Raw genomic sequence first — 22,301 nt, forward strand, 5'->3', positions numbered from 1 at the left:
CCCTCACGCACGTCATCGGGAGACCTGTTGTCGCCGTCGATCGCCCCCGAGCACATGAACCACATCAACGCGATGGTCGAGGACTTCGACGGGGCCATCGGGCACTACCGCGACGTCCTCGGTGCGCAGTTCCTGATGGACATGCCGGGTCCGGACTGGCACGGGTGCCTGATGACGCTCGGCGGCGTGATCTTCCAGTTCTGGGTGCCGCACCAGCTGCTGCTGCACTCCCGGTACGGCGCGCACTACGTCGGCGTGGAGTTCGTCGTCCCCGACGTCGAGGAGGCCCGCGTCGCGGTGCGGGCCCGGGGGATGCGGATCGTGCGGGAGCTGGGCCCGGCCTTCCACACCTACGCCGGCGACAGCTTCGGCGTCTCTCTCGAGTGCTACGACCAGAGCTTCCACGCCGTGCCCGCGCCGGTCCCCTACGAGGAGCCGATCAGGCCGCTCGAGTACTGGCGCGACGAGCAGCCCCTCGGCACCACGGGACTCAAGCGGTGCACCGTCGCGGTCCGCGATCTGGACGCCGCGCTCGGGTACTTCGCCGGCTTCCTCAACGGCAGCAAGGTGTACGAGGCCGCGCGACCGGCTGTCTCGGCGGAGGCCGTCGGTCTCCAGATCGGCGACATCGTCGTCGAGCTGATCACGCCGACCGGAGCCGGCGTGATCCAGCAGCACCTCGACCGCTACGGCGACGGCATCCGATCGACGGTGTTCGCCGTCCGCGACCTCGGCCAGACGGAGGCCTACCTGACCGGTCGTGGCGTCCCGCTCCAGCCGGGTGACGCGCCGGGTTCCCTGGCCATCGCCGCGGCGGACAACCACGGCCTCATCTTCGAGTTCTCGGAGTAGGGCCGACCCGGTCTACACCCGGGGATGGCGGTAGACGATCTCCTGGTCGAGGTCGGCGACGACGGCCCCGTCCTGCCGGATCGTCCCCCGGTAGAGGCCGCGGCCGCTGCCGACCGACGTGGGTTCGAAGGCGACGGAGAACCAGTCGTCCAGCCGGACCGGACGCCGGAACCACATCGCGTGGTCCAGGCTCGCTCCGACGCCGGAGGCCGGCTGGCCGGGGCCGCTGCCGAAGCCGTTGTAGGAGTCCGAGACGTAGGTCAGGGCGGCCAGGTGCAGCAACGGGTCGTCCGGGAACGGGACCGCGAGCCGGTGCCAGAGGTGCATCGGCATGCCCCACTGCTCGTGGAACGCGGCGACCCGGGTCTCGACCGACGGCAGGTGATAGGTCGGGAACACCTCGAGACCCGCAGGCGACACCGGCTCGGTGGTGATCGGAGTCGGCCAGTCGGGGCCGCTCGAGGTGTCGGAACCCAGCGAGGTCAGCATCTGGAAGAGGAGCTGGCCGTCCTGACGGGCCTCGACCCGGCGGGCGGAGTAGGACCGTCCGTCGCGGTCGCGGATCACCTGGTACTCGGTCGGCACGTCGGAGCGGCCGGCCCGCAGGAAGTAGGCGTGCAGCGAGTGCGGGAGCCAGCCCGTCGGCACGGTGCTCCCCGCTGCCACCAGGGCCTGGGCGGCGACGCGGCCGCCGTACAGGTGGGTGTGCTCGACGGCGGGACCGGCCGCAGCGCGGAACTGGTCCGGACCGGTCTGCTCGAGGGTCAACAGGTCCAGGAGACTCGGATCGGACACTTCCGCACGGTAGCCGACCGCGCCGTCGTCCTCGTTTCGGTCTGAGGCGACGCCGACAGCCGCACTTCGGGATCGGTCACGCGTCGGGAGGTGGCGGAACGCTCTCGTCGCCGGCGCTCTGCTCGGCGTCCAGGGTGGGTGGCGGGGGGATGTCCTGCCCGGAGGACTCGTTCGGCACCGACGGAACGGACGGTGGGGCGACCGACTCGTCGGAGGGTGCGGCCGGGGGCGGGGGAATCGCCTCGACGGCTGCCGGCCCGTCCGTCGGGTCGGCGGTCGGTGGCGGGGGGATGTCGATGTCGGGCGGGGACCCGGGAGCGCCGTGCGCCACAACTGCCTGGGGTGCGCCGGACACGGCCGCGGTGCCGTCCTTGTTCAGGTAGATGTTGATCACGATGACGGGATCCATGACTGCCTTCTCGAGGTCTGCGGCCTGGTGAATTCCGGAAAGCGCCCGTGGGATGCGCCGGTCAGCGCAGGGTGGCCTCGGTGATCTCGTTGTCGACGATCAGCACGTCCACCTTGCGGTTGTTCGCCAGGGCGGTCGTGAGGAGAAGGAACACATTTGTCACACCGTCGGGGCTGTTCGGCCTTATGCGGAGCCAGCCGGAAAAGCCCTGGATGATGGCCCACGCCTGCTGGGCGGGGTTCTTGCAGTGGGTGCTGATGACGGTGAGGTTGTTCTGCCACATGATGCGCCTTCTCGTTCGTCGGGATCGGCGGCTCTACCGGATGGTCGCTTCGGCGATCGAGCCCTGCTGGAGGAGGACGTCGACCGTTCGGCCGTTGGCCAATGCCTCGGTCAGGACTGCGAGGTTGTTGGTGACGCCGTCTGTGGCGCGGGGTGCCACGCGAATCCAGCCGGTGCCGTTCAAAATGGCCCAGGCCATCTGAGTGCTGTTCTTCGCATGGGTTCTGACCACCGTGCGGTTGTTGCTCCAACCGTCGGCCACCCGGGCGATGAGTTGGCGCAGATCCGGTCGGTTCCCGATGCGCTGGGTGGCAGGCCGGCCGGGCTCGTCCTGCTGCGGTGAACCGCTGGACCGGAGTGCGCCGATCGCTGCGCTGGAGGTCAGCAGCGTGCCGCCTTGGGCGCGGATGACGCCCTGCGCGCAGGCCAGCGCACCGACCACGATGGGGGAGGCGCTGGACGTGCCGGAGAAGCGGTCCGTGTACCAGAGATCGGTGGCCGAGCCGCCCTGCAGGTCGCCGTACCCGGTGGACGTCACCTCACGGCCCCATCCCTGGCAGTCGACCCGGCGGCCGTAGTTGGAGAACCCGAGCCGGGACCGATCCGCTCCGTGGTTGCCGCCGTGGGTTCCCGGTGGCGGCGCCCCAGCGCCGACGAGCACCGCCTGTGAGCTGGTGTTCGCCGGGTTGAACGGATTGCGCCAACTCGCGGGAAAGGTCGCGGGACGTGTGTCGTAGAGGCCGTCGTCCAGATTCTCGGCGCCGTTGCCGGCGGCCTCCACGACGATGATTCCTCTGCTCACCGCGTACTGGATGGCGGCATAGTCGTCCGGCCACCACTCGATGCCGATGTACCCCAATTGGTCGTCGCGGGACTGGAAGTTGTGGCGCGGGCCAGGTCGATGGATCTCCAACAGGATGATGTCGCCGGCCCCGAGCTTGTCAGCGGCGCGCGTGATGGCGCCCGCGGACGAGAAGGACGCGAATGAGGCGGCTCCGACGGCCGCATCGGGGGCAATCCCTGTTATGCCCACGGCATTGGTGTCGCCACCGATCTCACCGATCACGGCGGTGCCGTGGTTGACCGATCGGTTGTTGCTCGTGCCAGCCGTCGGGTCGGCGTCGTAGCTCAGCGACGACCCGACCAGGACGCCGGAGGAGTTCTGGGCGAGGTCCTCGTGAGTGAACCGCCACCCCCACTCGCAGTCGATCACCCGTACGCCGACGCCTCGACCGCCCGCGACGGTCCAGGCGTAGCGGGCATCGATGCCGCCGGGGGCTGCGTCGAGGTACCCCTGTCGCCCCTCGAAGCTCGGAGTGGCCGGAGGTGCCTCGCCCGCACTCGGGGACATGTCGTTGATCGGCGCCGTAGCCGGCTCTGCCGGCGGCTTGACGTAGGCCGCCTCCACGCCGTCGAGCTGCCCGAGGGACTCGGCGAGGGAGTCCAACCGGTCGTCGGGCGCTTGGACCAGGTAGAAGGTCGCCAGATCCGGGGCGTCCGGCGCGCCGACGCTCGCCGCGCGCACTCGGTCCTCGCTGGGTCCGAACAGGGGCAGCAGCGTCGCCCCGGCCTGGTCCAGGGCGGCCGTGACGTCGCCGGCAAAGGCGTCCGATGCCGCGGTCACGCCCGCCGGCGTCGCGCGGACGTCGGCGTCGGTCGCCATGACCGCGATGAGCTCGGGACGGCCTGGGCCGGGAAGGGTTCTGTCCCCGCCGCGATTCTTCTCTTTCGCCATCGATGCAGTCCCCTCGTGCACTTTCCTGTGGACCTCGGCGCGGAACTATCGAGGCGGTTCTCCACCCGGCTTCACGAATGCGGACCGGACGCCCGCCATCCCGCCCGCTCGGCGCGCGAACTCCTCCGCCCTGTCCCGGTCGTCCATCCGGGCAGTGAGGTACCAGCTCTCGGTTCCCTCGTCGGACGACGCCGGGGTCTGCTCGAAGGAGACCTCGGGCAGGGCACTGGCCAGCCGCGACGCCTCATCGGTCGAGCCGGAGAGCAACACCACGAGTTCGCACGCCTCGCCCAATGACCTGCCTCGGCTTCCTTCCCGCGATCTCCGCCGTTCGGAAACGATCAACGAACAGGAAGCTAGGGACGTCGCGTCACGGCGCCGTCACCGAACCGTCTTGCTGAGCCGGGAACGACCGCCTCACGCATGAGCGTTGGTGCCGCCATCGATCCGGGGGCGGTTCAGCCACCGGTGATCGGTGACGCCGGGACGAAGCAGCGCTGCGCGTACACCGGTGACTCTCAGCTGGCATGCGCAGGAGGCCCTCAGTAGTTCTGACCTGCGGTTTTGCGTGGAGCGGGTGACCGGGATCGAACCGGCATGGCCAGCTTGGAAGGCGGGAACCTCCCGGCGGATATGTGCAGGTCAGTCGCCCTATTGGCCCTCCCCTGAGGGGCTCGTGACCCAGGCATGACCCAGGGTCCCGGCGTGACCCACGCGTGACCCACGGCGGCTGATGACCTGTCAGTCGTCCCGCTTCGGATCGTCGTCCGATCGGTTGTGTACTGCGCTCAGCAAGGCGTCGAGTGAACGGGCGACCTCGCCGTCGCGGTCATCCGGGTGGCTTGTCGAAGGCGGCCCCGGACCAAGCATGCGTGCAGGGCGCAGCCTGTACGGCACGTTGGCACCCCACGCTGGCAGCAGCGTCCGTGATGTTCGGGTTCGTCTCCCCGAACCCCCTGGCTCGTTCGGCGTCACCTCCAGCCCAGACACCGACGTCGGCTTGGTGCTGATCTTCGGACCATCTTTGGCGATCCCGACGGGGTTCACTTCCGCGCGGGCGGTTATCGCCCACTGAGTCGCCGGGGCGTCAAGCGGTCAGTGTGTTGCCGGATTGTCGGCCGCCGCTGATCGTCTCCTGGGCGCTAAGAGTGCGATCTTAGGAAGCCGATCGGTTACGAGCGGCCAATCCAAGGTATCAACTGAACGTTAGTGTGAGACTCGATGAAACACTCGCAACTTGTGTGTGGGAGGTTGAGTGTCGAGCAAATCTCATTAGTCGGCCGTCCAAGGGCGGGCGCTTGGTCTGACCTGTTATCTCATATGGGTTCAATATAGTACTATTGCACGAGCGGAAGGAGTGCCTAATGACAGACGAACGGCCAGCCGAGGACTTGCCTCGAAACGAAACAACCAGCGAGCTTCCTCAGCTCACAGTCGAGGCTCGAGACCTCGCCATCGAAGAGTTGAAGTTTCACCACGACCGACAAGCCGCTGGCTCCGACGTTGTCACGACGATCGGCCAAAACATTTTCATTCTTGTAGGTGCCGGTCTCGTCGCGGCGACGCAAGTACAAGAAGCGCTCGTGTTCGTACCGCTATTCTGGTCCGCCTGGCTCCTCCACTCACTCCAGCGAGCCAGGGACACCATCAAGCATCAAGTCTATGCTCGCACGCTTGAATCACTCCTGAATGAAGCGGTCAAAACCCCGATTCTCGTATGGAGTCGAACTTTGACGAGCGGGCGACTTTCATCGACGCCCGCGAGTATGGCCAATTTCGCATACTGGGGGCTATTGAACCTCGCCTCGTGGATCATCGGAATCGTGGTCCTCTTCGACCATAAACACACGTTGCTGGCTTATCTTCTAATTGCGGCGTGTGTGTCGGTGTATGGCATAGCAGGGTACACGTTCCTGACGAATTCTAATTTCGAAGAAGAGTGCCAACGTGCCATCCTTAGCGACCTCCGGACGGTCGCCAACTGGACGCCTAGGTATGGGAAGAAGAGTAGAACTCTTTGGGCGCCCGCGCAGGGTTCCGTGCCTCCGCGGCAGGACGGGGGCGTGGCGCCGTGACCCCTCAAGCAACTATGTTTCGCAGCGGGCCGTCCCCGAGTGAAACGCTAGTCATCTCGTACTATCCCGTCGGCGGCAATGACAGGAACACAGGGCCCCGCTATCAGGCCGAGGCTCTGCTTACAGGATTCGACGTGCTCGGTGTTCCGCGAGTGGGGACAAACACCTTGATCCCACGTCCGAGCCTTCGTCGCCGCTTATCTAGCGACGCGTTTGAAGAGATGTGCGCCAACGATGCGGCAGCCCTCGCGCCCATGTGCACAGATTACGATCGAGTCATCTTGCGCGGTCAGTCGACCGGAGCCTTCCCAACCTTGGGTGTAGTCAAGGCGAACGTCCTGCCAGTCACCCATCTCCTGATCGAAGACGGAATAAACACTCGGGTATCGTCGGGCGGGCGGATGCGCGGGCCACTTACTGCGAGGATCGACTGGATGCGGCACACTCTGCTGGAGCGTCGCGCGCTGGGTGGGTCGCCATTTGAGGGCTGGTCTCTCCCAGGTCGGGTGCCACCGACCCTTGGAACCTTCTGTAAATTCTTGGTAGAGCAATACCATTGGGCACCCATGTGGCGCAGTGAGTACACGCGAAAAGCCACTTTGGAAATCGTTAGGCGGCATGCCACTCTTGTAGTTCTCATGAAGTTCCTCGGCAACACTGCCACCACCACGCGCGCGGAGGTTGAGGCGTTCGAGAGAGACGTTTCGCAGATTCTTCAATGTCGCGATGCGTCACGAAGCGGACCTCGCGGGGTTCGGGTGGATTACGACCCGGATGGATGGCACGGCTATCTCGTCTATCCTCAGTATGGAGCGGCGAACCTGCGTGAGGTGTGCGAAATGCGGCGCGCCTCGGCGGCATGATCCAAGTTTGGACGGGTGGCGCTGCCTTGGTGAATGGGTTGCTCTAGGCGAAGGGGCAGCATTGTTCATGGTGCTGACGACTCATCGGCTAGTCGCGAGCCGATGGCGAATGACCTGCCCGGGCGGGGATCCGCGGGGCACGTTCGCCGATGGTCAAGGGGCGGATGTCTCAAAGGACGGGCATTCGTAAACCACAGGCCCCGGTGTTGGCTGACCCACGTGCGACCCAACGTGGGAGGTCGTTGCTATTCGTCCTTCGGGTCATCGTCCGATGGGCGTCGTACTGCCCCCAGCATGGCGTCGAGGGCGCGGGCGATCTCGACGTCGCGGTCGTCCGCCGCGTGCTGGTACAGCAGGGCGGCAGCGGGGGAGGAGTGCCCGAGCCGGCGCATCAGTTCCTTGGTCGTAGCGCCGGTGGCCGCGGCGAGGGTGGCGCCGGTGTGGCGAAGTTCGTGCGGCCGGACCGCCGGCAGTCCGATGGCGTTCGCGGCGCGGCGGAAGGTCGAGTTCCAGTTGCTGCGGGCCAGGTAGCTGCCCGTACTGGTGGAGAACAGGAGAGCGCCCGGAGCAGCGGCGACGTGCTTCTCCAGGTGCTCCTCCAGTACCGCCGTGACAGCGGCGGGGAGCGTCACGGTGCGGTGCCCGGCATCGGTCTTGGGCTCGCCGACCACCCACCGACCTTCGACGCGCCGCACGGATCGTTCGATGCGGATGCGGCCCCCGGGGAGGATGTCGGACCGGCGGAGGGCGGTGGCCTCACCGAACCGGAGGCCACCGAAGGCGAGGACCAGTAGGAGTGCCCGGTAGCGCTCGGTCCTCCGGTCCCGCCCCAGCTGCTCCGCCAGCTGCAGGGCTTCGGCCGCGGTGAGCGCGCGGGAGGGACGGGAGGCCTTGGGCGTGCCGGCGCCTCGGAGACGGCACGGGTTGGACGCGATGGCCTCGTCGGCGACGGCCACGTTGAGGATCGCCCGCAGGAGCCGGTAGGACTGGGCGCCGGCCGTCGGGCCCGTCGTTCGGCCGGCTTTGGCGTGCCAGGAGCGGATGGCCGCGGGTGTCACCTCGTCGACGGGGACGTCCGCCCACGGCTTGGCAAGGTGGTGCTGCCATAGGCCGGCGTAGAGAACGCGGGTGCTCGAGCGGAGGTCGTTGCGGGCGAGGTAGTCCTCGGCGTAGTCGCCGACGGTCCGGGAACGGGCGCTCGGAGCTCGCCAGCTCTTGCAGAGGAGATCGGTCTGCTGGGTGGCGAGCCAGGCCCACGCGTCGGCCCTGGTGCTGAAGACTTTGGCGTGCCGCCGCCCGTCAGGGCCGCGATACCGGGCGCGGAAGGAACCGCTGGGCAGCTCGTCGACCGTCCCGAACGTTCGCTTCTCCACGCCGCGACCCTGGCCGGATTCAGCGAGCGGCTGTCCAAATCACCGCTGGCTGGGGACGCGGCCGGCATCCACAAAGGCGTCTAGCGTCGCCCGCTCAAGGCGCACATACTTGCCGACTTTGACGTAGCTGATCCGGCGCTCCGTGATGAGCCGGCGGATGAACCGCTCGCCGGTTCCGAGGAACTCGCCAGCCTGCGCGACGGTCAGCAGCGGATCGCCGGAAGAGTGTCGTCGTTCCGTCGTCCGGTGCGCCGTCATGGTTTGGAGCCTTCTCAGAGGCCTCCAGTTGTCCTCCAGCAAGGGCTGGCCCCGGCGACGGAGGGAGTCCAGTGGCAAGCCTTGGCCTCGGCTTGTGTCCCTTAGCGGCCCACCCCGGAACAGGGTTGAAGGTGGGCGGCGTGGCCTCATACGGGCGCTGCAAACAGCCCGCGGGTCGGGGGCGACAGCGTCCGCGGCGCAGACTGGCCGGGTGAAGCATGAGGAGCTGCGGCAGATCGCGGACCTGCTCGGGAAGCGCAACCGACTTGACGGCGAGATCGCGGCGCGCATCGGCCGACCGATGACCTCAGGCCACCTCGGGGAGTGGATCGCTGCTGAGATCTTCGATGTCGAACTCGAGCAGTCAGCGTCGGCGGCCGCCTGGGACGGCCACTTCCGCTCCGGTCCACTCCAGGGTCGTTCGGTCAACGTGAAGTGGTACTTGCGACGGGAAGGCATCCTCGACCTGACGTCACCCCTGATGCCGCACGAGTATTTGGTGATGACCGGCCCGGCTGGCGCGGCGGCGACCTCACATGGCGGAACGCGGCCTTGGCGGATCGACAGCGTCTACCTTTTCGATGCCATCGGATTACGGGACAACCTGCTCGTGCGCGGCGGGAAGGTTGGAACGGCCTCAAGCGTCCGGGCGGAACTGTGGGCGCAGGCTGAGATCTATCCACAGCCGGTCAACCCTCGGCTGCGTGTCGATGAGCACCAGGTGGAAGCACTGAAGCTGTTCGCGCCGGCTATGTGACCACAGTCTGTCCCGTCGCGGGCCACCAAGGATCGCGTCGCTGGCTCACAACGGTGCTGCCTCCATGCCACACAGAAGGGGCGGCCAAGTCAGTCTGGGTCTAGATCGAAGATCGCTCTCAGCCCTACTGTCGCCGGGTGCCGTACTGGACCGGAGTCCAGCGTCGAGTGATGCCCGCCGCCCTGGTAGGGCTGGTCGTCGGCATCGCCTTCGGGCTCCTGTGGGGCTGGACCTCCGGGCTGATCATGGGCGGTGCCACCTTCTTGGGGGCCCTGTTGCTTCCAACGAAGCAGCCAGGACGGTCCCGCCCTGCGTATCCCCATCGAGATGTCCCATAGGCCGCCCTTCGAGCAAGCCGGCATCGCCTGTCCCTCAGCGGCCCACTATGGGCCACCGTTGGTGTGCGTCGACGTAGCGGGAGGACCAAAGCTCGCCTGAGGCGGCTGGGCCGCTGTGCAGGAAGGCGCGCCGTCCCCGCCGAGGTCGTCCATGTCGACGGACGGCGGTGACAGGGTCGCCGGATGACGTTCAGCGGCACGATCCGTTACGACCGACGCGTCAGCAACCACTTCCTAGCGCACTTCCTGCATGGCGGCGTGGCTCACTCCCTAACCGAGTACGCCAGGAATGCGCGCTTTCCGGTGGACCTGCAGATGCGACACAACCCCAAGACTGGCGCCGAGCACGCCTCGTTGTACGTGGGGCTTACAAGCGTGCTCAACGTCGAGTCGAAGCCCCGGCCGCATCCCCGTCTTGCGCTGACCGCTAACGCGAGGTGGGCGAGCACTGAGCACGGATTCGATCCCGACTGGTCGACGCCGGCCGACGTGACGCAGTGGACGTCCCGCTGGTCGCAGGTGGAGGGCTATCTGGAGCAAGTCATCCCAGTCGTCGCCGTCACGCGGCACGCGCACACCGAGGGTGCAGTCCAGGCTGCGGTCAGCGCCTTCTCCGACGAGAGCCGGGTGATGCTCGACCGGGAGGTGACGCCCCACTTCCTCGACACCGCTGCCAAGGAAGCCGTGCTGAGACCACTGAGCAACGCGCTGGTGGCCGCCCTCGAGCAGAGGCGACCGGTTCAGGCGGCGGTGCCGAAGAACTTTGGTGCCGAGTGTGATCTGCTCGCTGTCGACCGCTTGGGGCGATTGCTCGCTGTCGAGGTCAAGCCGAAAGCGCCGTCCCTGGTGTGGACTCCCGCTCAGGCGACCATGTACGCGCGGGTCCTTCAGGCATGGGTGGCGGATGACTGCGACGCGCAACCCGGATGGACCGCCGTCGTCACCGGCATGCTCGAGCAGCGACGTGCTCTGGGGCTAGCTCCGCGATTCGAGGTTGCCCTTCCGAGGATCCCTGAGGTCGTGCCTGTGATCGCGTTCCAGCGGGGAGTGCCGCAGCAGTACGTCGACGGTCTCTGGGCGGTTCAACAAGCCTTGCTCGAGCAGGGGGTTGGTGACCCGACCCTCGAGGTCTACGAGGTGTCCCTGTCCGGGCGACTCGACAGGGTGTTCGCCTGACCAGGCTGACCGGACCAGGGAGCGCGTCTTTGAGTCCGCCATCAGGGACACCTCTAGGACGCACGACAGGCCCAGTGCACCCAACGCTCGGCGACCAGTGACGCCACTGCGGGCCCCGGTTCTGCACCGGAGATCAGCAAGATGACGAGGCGACACACCTCTTGCATCTTCGGTAAGGGCGACTCGTTGTGACGACTTCGACGGACGCACCGCGCGCTGAACATCCTCAACGCCAGCCCCTGGTGCCTGGGGGCAAGAGGTGTGATGCCTTGTGATCTTGAGGTAGGCATGGAAGGGGCGCTCGATGAAGCCGTATCCCAAGGTTGCCTTGCTAGGGGGTCGGCTTGTGTCTGGAGCCTTCAGGTGTCCCTGAAGGCGGCTTACGGGCCAGGATGACTCGGTGAAGCGAGACGCCCAGGTTCTGCACACCAAGGCCATTGCCTCGATGCGGGTCGCCACGGCGGCGTTCAACTCACCGGATGACGTCGGCCGGGTGACACAGGTGCTCCTTTCCCTCCAGCACTCGTTCGAGATGTTGCTCAAGGCCGCGCTGGTGCAACAACGAGTGCGGGTCTTCGACAAGGAGTCGGGCCGGTCCATCGGGATGGACAAGTGCATCAACCAGGCGCAGAACAACACCGTCATCAAGCTGACCGACGACGAGGCGGGCACCCTTCGCACCATCGACGCGATGCGGGACGACGAGCAGCACTGGTTCGCCGAGGTGTCGGAGCAGATCCTCTACCTGCACGCCCGAGCTGGGATCACCCTCTTCGACGAGTTGCTGGACCGTGTGTTCGGGCAGCGACTGGCCACCCACCTGCCCCTCCGGGTCTTACCCCTCTCGACGGACCCACCACGCGACCTCCATCTCCTCCTCGACGAGGAGTACAGCGCCATCGCCGACCTACTCAGGCCGAAGCGCCGGATGACCGAGCCCGCGAAGGCCAGAATCCGCACTCTGCTCGCGATGGAGGCTCACGAGGAGCCGGACACCCGCGTCTCCGACAAGGACGTCAAACGAGTCGTCAAGGGGATCCGAGCGGGCAAGACCCGAGCCGAGGTCTTTCCCCGGCTGGAAAACCTGGCCTCGGAGGTGATCGGTGATGGGCCGAACGTGACGGTGCACTTCAGCAAGAAGGGCGAGGGCGCTGCCGTGCACTTCGTCGCCGAGGACGCCGACGTTGAGTCGGCCGCGATCCGCGAGGTCGACCTCAACGCTCGGTTCCACCGCTCGAAGGCTGAGCTAGCCGACGCGCTCGGGGTGAAGCAGCACATCGCCACCGCACTGAGGGACCACCTCGCGGTCGACCAGGATCCCCGTTGCTACCGGGATACCAAGTACAACAACTCCGTCCTCCGCAAGTACTCGGACCGGGCCTTCGCCTCGATGCGCGAGGTCATCAAGGCCGGCAATGCCGAGGCGGTGAGGTCGGCGCACAACCCGAACAAGGGCACGCGCCACGAGCGTTGCTCGATCGAGGGCTGCAAGGCCTGCACGAACCCCGCCCCGACACACAGGTGACTCGGCGAACTAGTACCCCGGCCAACTGCGTTCGCCCCGCCTATGCAGCGTGGGCGCGGGGCTGCGTGTCCCCAAGCGGCCCACCTAAGAGACGGTCCACCGCTCAGACTGAAACTTGGAGAGGATGTGCCAATGAGTGAAGCCGCCTGGACCGACGACCCGTTGGACTCTTCCAGAGGCGACACGTTAGGGCGACGGCCGTACGCTCACCGGGCTGCCGAACTCATCCGCGGCACCCACTCCTTTGACTCCAGCATTGTCTTTGGGTTGAGCGGACCGTGGGGAAGCGGCAAGACGTCTCTCATCAATATGATCGTCGAGCATCTGACTGCTCAATCGAACTGGGCGATCGCTCGCTTCACGCCCTGGGCCACGAGCGACATCACTGGGCTGCTGGAAGAATTTTACTCCTCGCTCTCGCAGTCGCTCCCAAAGAAGAAGGGGCGCCAAGTTAGACGAGCCCTCGGCGTGGCTGCGCGAGTCGCTGCCCCAGCAGCTAACCTGATCCCGATCGCTGGCGCTTCCGCGGCCGAAGCCGGAAGGATTGTCGCTGACAGGCTGACCAAGACGCCACCGTGGGATCTTGCCTTCTCTGAGGCGTCACAGGAACTGCGCAAGCTGGAGACCCCGATACTCGTCGTAGTCGACGACATTGACCGTTTACACGTCGACGAGTTGATGACCCTCCTCAAAGTTGTTCGACTCCTTGGACGATTCCCGGGCGTTCAGTACCTCTTAGCATACGATGATGAAACTCTCTTTCGTACTTTATCATCCACCTCCACGGTTAGTGCCAACGATGGGTCCGCAGAACGATATATGGAGAAGATTGTTCAATATCCTCTCCTGGTTCCGCCTCTGCTCCATCACCAGCAGCTATCTCGCTTGAATGACGGAATCGCACAAGTCGCTCGGCGCACGGACTCCGGAGAGGATCGCTTGAGTGCCCTCGTCGACTGCTTCGTCGCACTTCTGCGAACACCTCGAGCCATCGATCGGTACGTCGCTCAGCTGCGGCATCACCTCCCGATGGTCCCTCCGGATGAAGTCGACGACGCTGACGTCCAACTGCTGACCTTGCTTCGCGTCAGTTTTCCGAGCCTCTTCACTGCGCTACCTCGGTATCGACGCCAGCTCCTTGATGGGCACACAGGCGAGATGGAGCGGGGTGGCCCGTCCGTCAACTTCGTTCGCTTCCAACTGGACCCACTCCTGTCCCTAGTCCCAGACATGCACCGAGACGTCGTTGAGCAGCTCCTGGTCTCTCTTTTTCCGAAGACAAAGGACGAACGAAAGTTTGCCGTCTACGGGAGCCACACTGGGCGCGGCGTGGCTAATGAGAAATACTTCGATCGGTACTTCGCAATGGGGATTCCCGCGCATGACGTCAGCGATGCAGCGGTGCGAGCGGCCACGCGTGCAGCATCTCAGGGCGACGGCGCAGCGTTGAGCACACTTCTCCAAGACGAAGATCGAGAGCGTCAACTCCTAGTCTTGAGCAAAGCGACTAACGATGACAATCAACCTGCCATCGACTCCGAGCGACTCCAACTCGCCCTTGTCGTTGCCGACCTGGTGAACCAGGCGCCGGACGAGGACGGAAGCCCATTCGGAACCCGAGAGGAACTGCTTGGATGGCTATCGCGCCAAATAGCAGACCTCGATCCCGATACGCCGGCACAACGGATCGTTGACCTTCTCCAGACCCTTTCGTCGGGCGCGCTCAGGACGCGCGCTTGGCGCAGGGTCGAGTATGCCCTCGAAAGACGCCCGTCCGACCGTTTACCTAAATGGTCGACCGAAGTGGCGGAGAGCCTTGCCAGTGAAGCTGTGTCCCACTTTGTGGAGCACTTGCTGCAGGCGGATTCGGCGCCAACGGGGTCTCAAGTGGGATATGAACTTCACTTCGCCCTGCGCCATGGTCGAGCAAGTGAACTCCGTGCCAAAGTGCAGGAACTGCTGACAAGTGAAAAGATTGACCTTTCGGTTCTGGCTTCGCGGCTCGTTTCTGCGCACACGATCGTTGGGATCAGGCCAAACTGGGAACTGTCGACTGACTTCGATCAAGAGACATATGACCTTATTGCACCGCCTGGTGACAACCCTTGGTACTCGGAGTCGCGGGAAGAAGTTGACACTCACGACCTGAGCTGGGCCAACCGCAGGCGATTCGTCGTCGGCCGAGTCTCCCCGCCATCAGCAACGGAAGGGACCCCGCAAGAGGAGTGACCGCCCACGAGCGGCGTTACGGCAGTGGGCGGCACCAACTGGGAACGAAAAACGAATGTCCTTGAGGCCGCCTTCAGGGCGGTTGAACGACTCACTATGAGTGGCAGCACGACCGCTCGCGTATTCGTCACAACGAGTCCTGACGCCGCAGATGAAAGACGTGTGACGGCGATGATCTCGTGGAGGTTCAGTGGTGAATGGGGGCGCCTGTGTCAGGTGCCGAGCATCGGGGGAATCTGTTCGTGGCATACGTCTTCGAGTTGCCCTCTGAGGCTGCCTCGCGAGGGTCTTGCGGTTGCTGACTCGAGCCCAGGCAAACCGACGGCCGTCATCTCGATGGAGGTCGCTTGGAGTTGCCGCCAGCGGTTGTCGGCCCTCTCCCTGGTCGGGCTCTCGGCGTCCAGGGCCACCGCTCACCGCTTGCCTCCTCAGCTTCCTCCGAGCCCCATCCCGAGAGTCCATAAGGGTCCGGTCTGCTCGATGAACGGGTTGCTGGCCACCGCTCGCGGGTCTACTCGGCGAAGCGACTCGATGGCGTCGGTCAGGCTCTCCGCCGGCAGTTGCCCGATGGCCTGCAGGGCGAAAGATGCGACGAGAACGTTGCGTCCAACACTGTCGCGTTCCCCCGCGGTCAGTTGGGAGAGGCGGCCCGCTGCGGCGGGGAGGTCGTCGGGGTCGAAGAACCAGGGGGATGGTCGAGTTGGTTGGCTGCCGGCGATCGTGGCGAGCATTGCCCGTCGAGCCGCCGGGTCGCGGCGGAGGCGATACAGCAGGGGAAGGGTGAGCTGCCACAGGGAGTCCCGGAGATGCTCGGTTCGTCGGGGATGGAACAGGCCACCGACGAGAGCTGGGAGCTCGGCTGCGGGACCGGCGCCGAAGCAGAGCGCCGCAACTTCGACCCAGTTGGCCGGCGGAGGCATCTCGGGAGGCCTCTCTCGGAACCAGTCGGACAAAGTGGCGCGCCAGTACCGCGTCTGGGCATCTTCAGGGAAGAGCAGCGTGAACGCCGTCCGGCGGACCGACCGGTGCGCGTGGGACCAGGCGCTCGCATCGATCCAGGCGTCGCTGTCCTGGTCGGGGATGAGTGCCCGACGAATGTCGTTCATGCTTGCGGGGCGCCGACCCTGCTCGTCCAGAAGGCGCTGCAGCGCCCACCGGTTGACGCGTTGATGTCGGTCCCCGTCGCTGGCGGAGCCGTCTTCGGTCGCGCGAAGGACCCACTGCACCGTGGCGGTCACCGGGCTGGCGTCTTGCTGCCGCCAATCGATCACGGTGGGCGCCAGTGACAGTTGCTGTCGGGTCTGCGCGTCGGCGAGTAGGTGTGGCCCTGCGGCGCTGCCGGCGTCAGATTCCGCGGTGCCGTTGAGGTGGGCGCTGAGAAGTTCTTGGATGTCTGGGCTCTGGTCGGCCGCCAGGGCCAGGGATTCGAGCGCCCGGAGCAGGCGAGGTTGCACAGGCTCCCTATCGATGCGCCCGCCGGTGAGTCGCGTCAACAGCGTCGACCCGAAGTGCTGCGTCAGTCGGGCCCAACTGTCGGCGATCAGCCGGACCAGCATCTCGTCCGGATTGCCGAAGATGTCGTGTAGCCGTACGCCGGGTTCGGTCGGCTCGCCGATCGCTTCTCGAAGCCCGTCGATCAGGTCCAGCCGTTCCAGCAACAGCATGCTGATCCAGGCGTTCTGCCGGTCCTCTTCGAACGTCGGCCCGTAGCAGCACAGATCGTCCCGGACCTCCTGCTGCCACCGGGCGAGTTCCGGAAGGAGCTCGGCCGAAGTCCCGAAGTTGGCGGCTTGATGCCGCAAGAGGTGCAGGGTCATTCCCACGGTAACGGTGCGGCGGACACCGTTATCGGGGTCGGTCTTCCATGCGGCGAGGACGTCGCCGAGTTCGGTGGGAGTCAGACTGCTGCGGCACAGCTCGTGAGCGAGGACCTCGCGGAGTTCGGCGTCCAGAAAGCCCATCAGGTTCATAGCTTCGTCGACGACCTGCGGCGATCGCGCGCAGGGGCGCTCGATGTGGGCGCGCAGCGCCGCAGAGTGGATGGTGTCCGGAATGCCGTCGGTGACGTGCCGGTTGCTGCGCAGCGCGTCCAGCGCGTAGTCGACGGTCAGGTCAGGCCACGTGTAGATGATGTCCGCGATGTGCCAGCCCAGCCCGGAGGTAGGCACCCGCGTGCAAGAGGCGCACACATCTGTCGGGCGGTATGCCGCCAGGATTTCGCGGGCATGGCTGCGCCGCTCGTCAGCCGATAGCCCGACGTCGACCTGCGCCGAATGGGTGGCGGTGGGAGAGGTGCTTGCGGCCTCGCTGATGAGATGCCAGGCGCTGGCCACCGATTGGGCCAAGACGACTTGGTCCTGCCCGCGAATGGGGCTGTCGGCCTGGTGCGAGGACAAGAGCAACCCGAGAATGCGTTCGAAGCCGGCTCGGAGGCCAAGGACGTCGAGGGCGATCGGAGACAGCGCAGCAGCCTTGCTGTCGTCGGTGAGTCGGGCGATGAGCTCGGCTCGGACGGCCTCGTCGTGCCCGAACTGATCGTTCAGCTGTGCCGCGATGCCCCACGGACGCCAGGCGTTGAGGCCCTGCAGCAGGACAGCGCGGCGCCTGTCCGGCGGCAAGACGGCGGCCGCGGACAGCCAATCAGTCAGGGCCAGACCGGCGGCTTCTGCCTCTAGCCGCTGGCCGAGGGCGTCCTGCAAAGGGACGTGATCACGCCACTGCTGCGGAAGAGCGCTGAGGTTGCTTAGCTGCAGCAAGCCGCCGTGTTCGCGGCCAAGCTCGGACACGAACCAATCGCGGACGCGGTCGTCGTCGGCGAGCGGGCCGCAGGCCAGCGCCAACGCCAGCGGGCGATTCCCTCCCCGGCGCCCGTTGGTGCGCAGCGTGTTCAGCACGTCGTCGGTGATCGCAGCACGCGTTGGGGGCTCGGCGTCCTGCACGACGCGGGCGACCGCCTCGTGAAGCAAGCTTGTCGCCGTTTGCTCGGGCCACCAGTACTCCTGCTGCAGGTGATCGAGCAGCCAACGGGTCTCCTCGGGGGTCAGAATGCTGCGCGCAGGGGCATCGGGAGTTCCGGAGACCGCCAGGTACAGCGCCGTCGTGCGGATGGCGAACCGCCGCTGGCGTCGACCCCAAGCCAGGTGCTCGTAAGTCTCTGGCGCGTGCGGCCATCCCAGGCCGAGAGCCAGGAGCGCAGCGGCCTGAGCGCTGACCGTGGGGCCGTCCCGGATGACGTGGAGCAGCGCCGTCAGCGCCAGGCGACGAACGGCGTCCGAGGGTGCCGTGCGGTCATCGTCGCTGGACGTGGCGGTCGGTTGCCTCGGGGGTGGAGGCGCCGGCCCGAACCGGCGGGCGATCGCCTCGGCGGCGGATGCCCGAACGTCCGGCGCGGTGGACCGTAACGCCCAGAGCATCACGGGCAGGACGCGGTCGTCGGGCAGTGGCAGGCGGGCCAGAGACCAGACAGCGGGCCCGGGAAAGGGGCGCGTCGCACCGAGCCACCGCTTGAACGTGGGAAACAACCGGGTTCGCCGCGACGGCTCGGCGCAGGCTCCGACGAGTGCCGTGACGAGCGCCGCCCGATGCTCCAGCCATGGCGAGGTGTCCACCTCGTCGATCAGCAGGTCCAGAAGGGCGGCTGTTCGGTCAGCGGGCAGTACGACGTCGGCGGCCAACGCGTTGGCGATGAGTTCTTGACTGGCATGCCGCTGACGGACGTCGTCCGGCCACCGCAGCTGGCTGTCGCGGTCGTCGGTCCTGGCCAGCGGTCCATCGAGCAGGGCAGCGACGTGGTCCGGGTCCCGGGATCCTGCCAGGGCGGAGAGAAGAACGTCCTGCCATGCCGGGTCGGTGTATCGCCTGGTGAACACGGCTAACTGCTCGGCCGGGTCCTGTCGGGCGAGGTGTTGGCCGGCGAGGTGGTCGAGGACGACTCGATGCAGGAAGCCGACATGATCGGCGCCTTGCGACACGACGAGGCCGAACTCGTCTTCGGCCATCGTGAGGGCGGCGGCGGCCATTCGGTGAGACTCGGCTGGCGGGTACCCGAGGATGTCGTCGTCGGCGAGCGCTGCCTGGATGCGCTTGGTCATCTGGCGGGTGGGCAGGGGCCCGGTGTGGCCGTCGGCCCGGAGTGAGTAGGCGACCGCTTGGAAGACGAGCTTGAAGTCGGCGTCGGCCAGTGGACGTTGTCCGGCGCGGGATGCGCGTCGCCGCATGTGCGGATGTCGCACGACGAGCAGTTCAACAATGTGGGTGTAGAGCTCATAGCGCTTGCGTGGGAGGGGTTCGCCCCGCCAACGTTCGGCCAGCAGAGCCAGGAACAGTGGGGTCCGCGTGAGGTCGGACAGCTCTGGAACCGTCGACAGTTCCGCGATGAACGAGTCCACGCCAGGCCGCGGGTGCTCGCCCGATGTTTGGCGCTGGGGGCTGGGTGGCTCGGCTGCCTCTGCCTGCTGAGGTGCCTGGGGGTGACGGTCGTCAGCCAAGTACTGCGCGGCCATATGCCGACGTTGCTTGTCGGTTAACGGCGCCAGGTCACCGCGCCGCCATGGCGACGCCGAGGCCAGCCGCGTCACCGCGTAGGGGCGCGAGGAGAGAACGGCTGCCGCTCTGGTCCGGTTGAGGAAGGTCTCGATCGCTCCGAGCGCATGATTGGCGGCGTCGAGTGACTTCCACTCGTCAATGCCATCGATCAGCAGCACGAGGCGGTCATCGTCCAGGGCCTGCTCGACCAGCGGCCACAACGCCGCAGCGTCCTGACTGCTGAGCCAGGAGCGGATGGCTGACTGGAGGGAGTTGGTGTCGGCGTCATCGAGGTGGCGCGTCAGGAAGCCGAACGGCAGCCAAATTGGCAGCCGCCCACCGTGCTCCTGCTGCAGCCGGGTGGAGTGCGGATCGGACGACAGCAGGTCTCGAGCCACGAAGCGCAGCAGGCTGGACTTGCCGGAGCCGGGCCCACCGACGACGAGACTGCGAGGCGCCCGGGACAGCCAGATGTCCGCCTGCTCCCGATAGGCGCCGTCGCCACCCGATGAGCTTTCGGTGAGCAGCAGAGCGGCGGGGCGAAGTGTGCGGCGGGGGCGGTCCAGGCCCGCCGCAGGCGTCGATGTGGAGGGGGCGTCGGCCGCGGCCCCCGTCCCCACCCGGCGGGGATCGGTCTCGGCGGCGCCGGATGGGCCGAAGCCGAACCGCGCGCCTGGGAGCAAGGGGCCGCCGCTCTGGTCACCTACGCTGCCAGGCGCGCCCAGCGTTGACCCAAGCAGCGAGTCCTCGCCTGGCGTGATGTCCAAAACGATGAACCGATCGGCGTCCACGGCTGCGTGCTGAGGCGGGCGGACCGCGTTCTGCGCGTCGAAGGTTGCCCGGTACAGGCGGTCCAGGTCTGCGCGCAGCTGACTGGCTTGGTCGAAGGTCAAACGAGTCCGCAGCTGGGTCACGGCTTCTGGTCCGCAAAACGTCTCCACCCAATGCCGGCCGAAGAAGTCGTCGACCAGCTGAGGACGGCGCCTGAGCATCGTGAAGATGTCCTCAGCGCCCCACGGGATGAAGGTGATGCCTTCTGCGGCCAATCTCTGCTCGGCCGCGCGGAGAGCATCGTCCAGGCGGGTGTCGGTCAGGTCGAAGGTCGTGGCGTAGTAAAAGGTGCGGGTGCTGGCCGGCCAGCTGCCGGCCAGGAAATCGTCGACGGCACCTGTGATGTCGCTCGAGGAGAGCTTCTGGACGCGCCGGGACTGTAGGACCGCGTACAGGCGCCGGGCCGTCAGTGTGTCGGTCGCCTCGTAGTCGGTTGATCGTGAAGGGGGCAGCATCCGGGCATAGACGTCGATGCCCTCCTGCTCCTGCCCGGCGGTGCCGTACAGCTTCGTGCGCACCACCGAGGCTTGACCGGCCAGCAGCTGCACGAACAGGCGCTCGACGTTCTGCCACGACAGGTCGAGCAGCGGCAGTGCAGTCGCCTTGGTGACGACGGGAGGCTGAGTGGGCTGTTCGTCGGGCGGGGTCCACAACCATGCCTGGGTGGCGTTTTCGTGCAGGGCGTTTGGGGCCGCGCTGTCCGCAGCTCGTGACGCGGATTCGGTGGCCGCCCCGGCGGTGGAGCTCGGGCACGGGTCGTGGCCCTTATTGCTCACGTTCTGTCGCCCGCTGCTGCCATGTCGCCATCATGAACGACCGGTCCGACTCCTTCCCTGAACGCAGCCCTGCGCCGTTCTGCGGCCGCGCGTCCGTAGTCGAGGCTGCGGTCGCTGGCGGTCTCGGCCACGGATCTGTTTCGGTAGCTCGGTGATCGACACGTCCCTGTTCACCGTCCCGGCCGAGCGCATCGACGCACCCCTGCTCATGGCCTTCCTTGCCCAGCAGGTGACCGAGCGGCTCTTCACCGAGAGCACGACGCTGGAGTTCAAGCGGCAGAGCAGTAGCGACAATGTCGTCCGCGCCATCTGTGCCATGGCCAACACCTCGGGCGGCATCGTTTTGGTCGGCGTCGACGAAAGAACACCGCGTCAGGCGCCGGGTGTCGAGCCGGACGAGCACGGCAAGTTGGTGGACCGCTGCCGACTTGCTTTGGAACCGACCTTCGTGCCCGAGATCATTCCGGTCCCGCTCGATGCCGAGCGAGTGGTTCTCGTCGTGCGGGTGCAACCGCAGCTGGCTGATCGGCCGGTCTTCTGCGGGGGAGCGGTGTGGGTTCGGGTGCCCGGTCAAACGGTGCGGGCGAGCCGCCCGCAAGTGATGGACATGTTCGCCCGGCAGACCGCGTACGGCACGGTGCCGGCCGGGATGGCTTCGGCCGCCCTGGTCAGCACGTTCTATCCGCCGACGCCGAACGGAACGACCGACGACGCAGCCCTACCGAAGCTTCGGCTGCGGGCCGCCGCAGGCGTTCTTCTTCGTCCGGAGGCCCACGCTCACATGATGATTGGCTCGGCGCTGAAAGACCGTCTCCGCGACGCAATCGACGCTTCCGATGCGGTCCGCTGGGCTGCCGGCAGGAACCCTCCAGCGGCGAGGAGCTGGTGGGAGCCCGAGATCGTGCGGGCGACCGAATGGCGGGAGCGGCGGCTCCTGAACCGGCGCTGGGGACCGGACAATGTCTCGGTCGCGGTGCATGTCCGCCTTGAGGCCGCTCGGCTCGCCTGGTCGGTTGACGTGGACATTGCGGGGTCCCAGCCCCAGGACGCCGCGGAGGCCGATCTGGTGGTTCCGGTCGAGCATTGGTTGCGTGGTTGGACCGAGCTCGCTGCCCTCGTAGGGACGGTGCTTCCTGATGCGGTGTCCGAGGAGATCCTGTCCCCGCCCCTGACTCACGCAGGCATCGTGCTGTGGGTGGTCTCCGGTTGCGCCGACCTTCGTCGCGCCCTCGGCCTGCACCGCCTGTCGTATGACCTCGACCGGGGAAACCGCACGGCCGATTGGCGGATCGACCTTGATGGTCCCGACGAAGTGCCGGCAGCCCTCTCAGCGTGGCTGCAGCGGTTGCTGCTCGACGAGGGCGTCACCGATGGCGACCGAGTGGCGGTCTCGTTTGTCGAGCAGGCGTTGGGCACGCAGTCCGGCGCGGCCGGGCTCTGAACCGGCTGTGCCCTCGTAAGCAGGCGTGAGGTGGCCAACTCCGCCGCCGCCGACCAGGTCTC

The 22,301-nt window shown here is 66.6% G+C and carries 15 protein-coding genes; 8 read left to right on the forward strand and 7 right to left on the reverse strand.

Features of this window, described 5'->3' with window-relative positions; translation table 11 throughout:
* Positions 1-27 precede the first annotated feature (27 nt).
* Positions 28-852, forward strand: coding sequence for a VOC family protein (locus N555_RS0100520; RefSeq protein WP_029429550.1), 825 nt, complete (start codon positions 28-30; stop codon positions 850-852).
* Between the two features lie 12 nt (positions 853-864).
* Here the strand turns inward: N555_RS0100520 and N555_RS0100525 are convergent, their stop codons facing one another.
* The 4 genes from N555_RS0100525 to N555_RS0100540 form a co-directional block, all read right to left on the reverse strand.
* Complete coding sequence (locus N555_RS0100525) at positions 865-1,647, reverse strand: acyl-CoA thioesterase (protein WP_029429551.1); 783 nt, start codon at positions 1,645-1,647, stop codon at positions 865-867.
* Between the two features lie 76 nt (positions 1,648-1,723).
* Positions 1,724-2,056 carry a hypothetical protein gene (locus N555_RS27645; protein ID WP_029429552.1) on the reverse strand — a complete coding sequence of 111 codons (333 nt, stop codon included), beginning with the start codon at positions 2,054-2,056 and terminating at the stop codon, positions 1,724-1,726.
* Positions 2,057-2,117: 61 nt separating this feature from the next.
* The gene (locus tag N555_RS0100535; RefSeq protein WP_029429553.1) at positions 2,118-2,339 is read right to left on the reverse strand and encodes a hypothetical protein; all 222 of its coding nucleotides are present in this window, start codon (positions 2,337-2,339) and stop codon (positions 2,118-2,120) included.
* A gap of 33 nt (positions 2,340-2,372) precedes the next feature.
* Positions 2,373-4,073 carry a S8 family serine peptidase gene (locus N555_RS0100540; RefSeq protein WP_081865874.1) on the reverse strand — a complete coding sequence of 567 codons (1,701 nt, stop codon included), beginning with the start codon at positions 4,071-4,073 and terminating at the stop codon, positions 2,373-2,375.
* Between the two features lie 1,364 nt (positions 4,074-5,437).
* Here N555_RS0100540 and N555_RS27650 point away from each other — a divergent pair.
* Both N555_RS27650 and N555_RS27655 read left to right on the forward strand, forming a co-directional pair.
* Complete coding sequence (locus N555_RS27650) at positions 5,438-6,148, forward strand: hypothetical protein (protein ID WP_156036008.1); 711 nt, start codon at positions 5,438-5,440, stop codon at positions 6,146-6,148.
* A 638-nt stretch (positions 6,149-6,786) separates the two neighbouring features.
* Complete coding sequence (locus N555_RS27655; RefSeq protein ID WP_156036012.1) at positions 6,787-7,011, forward strand: hypothetical protein; 225 nt, start codon at positions 6,787-6,789, stop codon at positions 7,009-7,011.
* Between the two features lie 245 nt (positions 7,012-7,256).
* On the opposite strand, the gene xerC is transcribed toward N555_RS27655, so the two are convergent.
* Together xerC and N555_RS25410 are read right to left on the reverse strand one after the other, a co-directional pair.
* Positions 7,257-8,384 (reverse strand): site-specific integrase, encoded by a 1,128-nt coding sequence (gene xerC / locus N555_RS0100550; protein ID WP_029429556.1) that lies wholly within the window; start codon positions 8,382-8,384, stop codon positions 7,257-7,259.
* Between the two features lie 39 nt (positions 8,385-8,423).
* A complete protein-coding gene (locus N555_RS25410) occupies positions 8,424-8,642 on the reverse strand; it encodes an excisionase family DNA-binding protein (protein WP_029429557.1) in 219 nt (72 codons plus the stop codon).
* 211 nt (positions 8,643-8,853) lie between these two features.
* Between N555_RS25410 and N555_RS0100560 the strand changes: the two genes are divergently transcribed.
* From N555_RS0100560 to N555_RS27195, 4 genes are all read left to right on the forward strand, one after another.
* Positions 8,854-9,399, forward strand: a complete 546-nt coding sequence (locus tag N555_RS0100560) for a hypothetical protein (RefSeq protein ID WP_029429558.1) — start codon at positions 8,854-8,856, stop codon at positions 9,397-9,399.
* 521 nt (positions 9,400-9,920) lie between these two features.
* On the forward strand, positions 9,921-10,913 hold the full coding sequence (locus N555_RS0100565; RefSeq protein WP_029429559.1) for a hypothetical protein: 993 nt from the start codon (positions 9,921-9,923) through the stop codon (positions 10,911-10,913).
* Positions 10,914-11,313: 400 nt separating this feature from the next.
* Entirely contained in the window at positions 11,314-12,438 is a 1,125-nt protein-coding gene (locus N555_RS0100570) for a DUF3644 domain-containing protein (RefSeq protein ID WP_156036015.1), read from the forward strand.
* 132 nt (positions 12,439-12,570) lie between these two features.
* The gene (locus tag N555_RS27195) at positions 12,571-14,667 is read left to right on the forward strand and encodes a KAP family NTPase (protein ID WP_197028857.1); all 2,097 of its coding nucleotides are present in this window, start codon (positions 12,571-12,573) and stop codon (positions 14,665-14,667) included.
* 428 nt (positions 14,668-15,095) lie between these two features.
* Here the strand turns inward: N555_RS27195 and N555_RS0100585 are convergent, their stop codons facing one another.
* On the reverse strand, positions 15,096-20,798 hold the full coding sequence (locus tag N555_RS0100585) for an NACHT domain-containing protein (protein WP_029429563.1): 5,703 nt from the start codon (positions 20,796-20,798) through the stop codon (positions 15,096-15,098).
* 151 nt (positions 20,799-20,949) lie between these two features.
* Between N555_RS0100585 and N555_RS27660 the strand changes: the two genes are divergently transcribed.
* Positions 20,950-22,239, forward strand: coding sequence for an AlbA family DNA-binding domain-containing protein (locus N555_RS27660; RefSeq protein ID WP_029429564.1), 1,290 nt, complete (start codon positions 20,950-20,952; stop codon positions 22,237-22,239).
* Positions 22,240-22,301: the final 62 nt, after the last annotated feature.

This window comes from Blastococcus sp. URHD0036 (assembly GCF_000701365.1).
GTDB lineage: Bacteria > Actinomycetota > Actinomycetes > Mycobacteriales > Geodermatophilaceae > Trujillonella.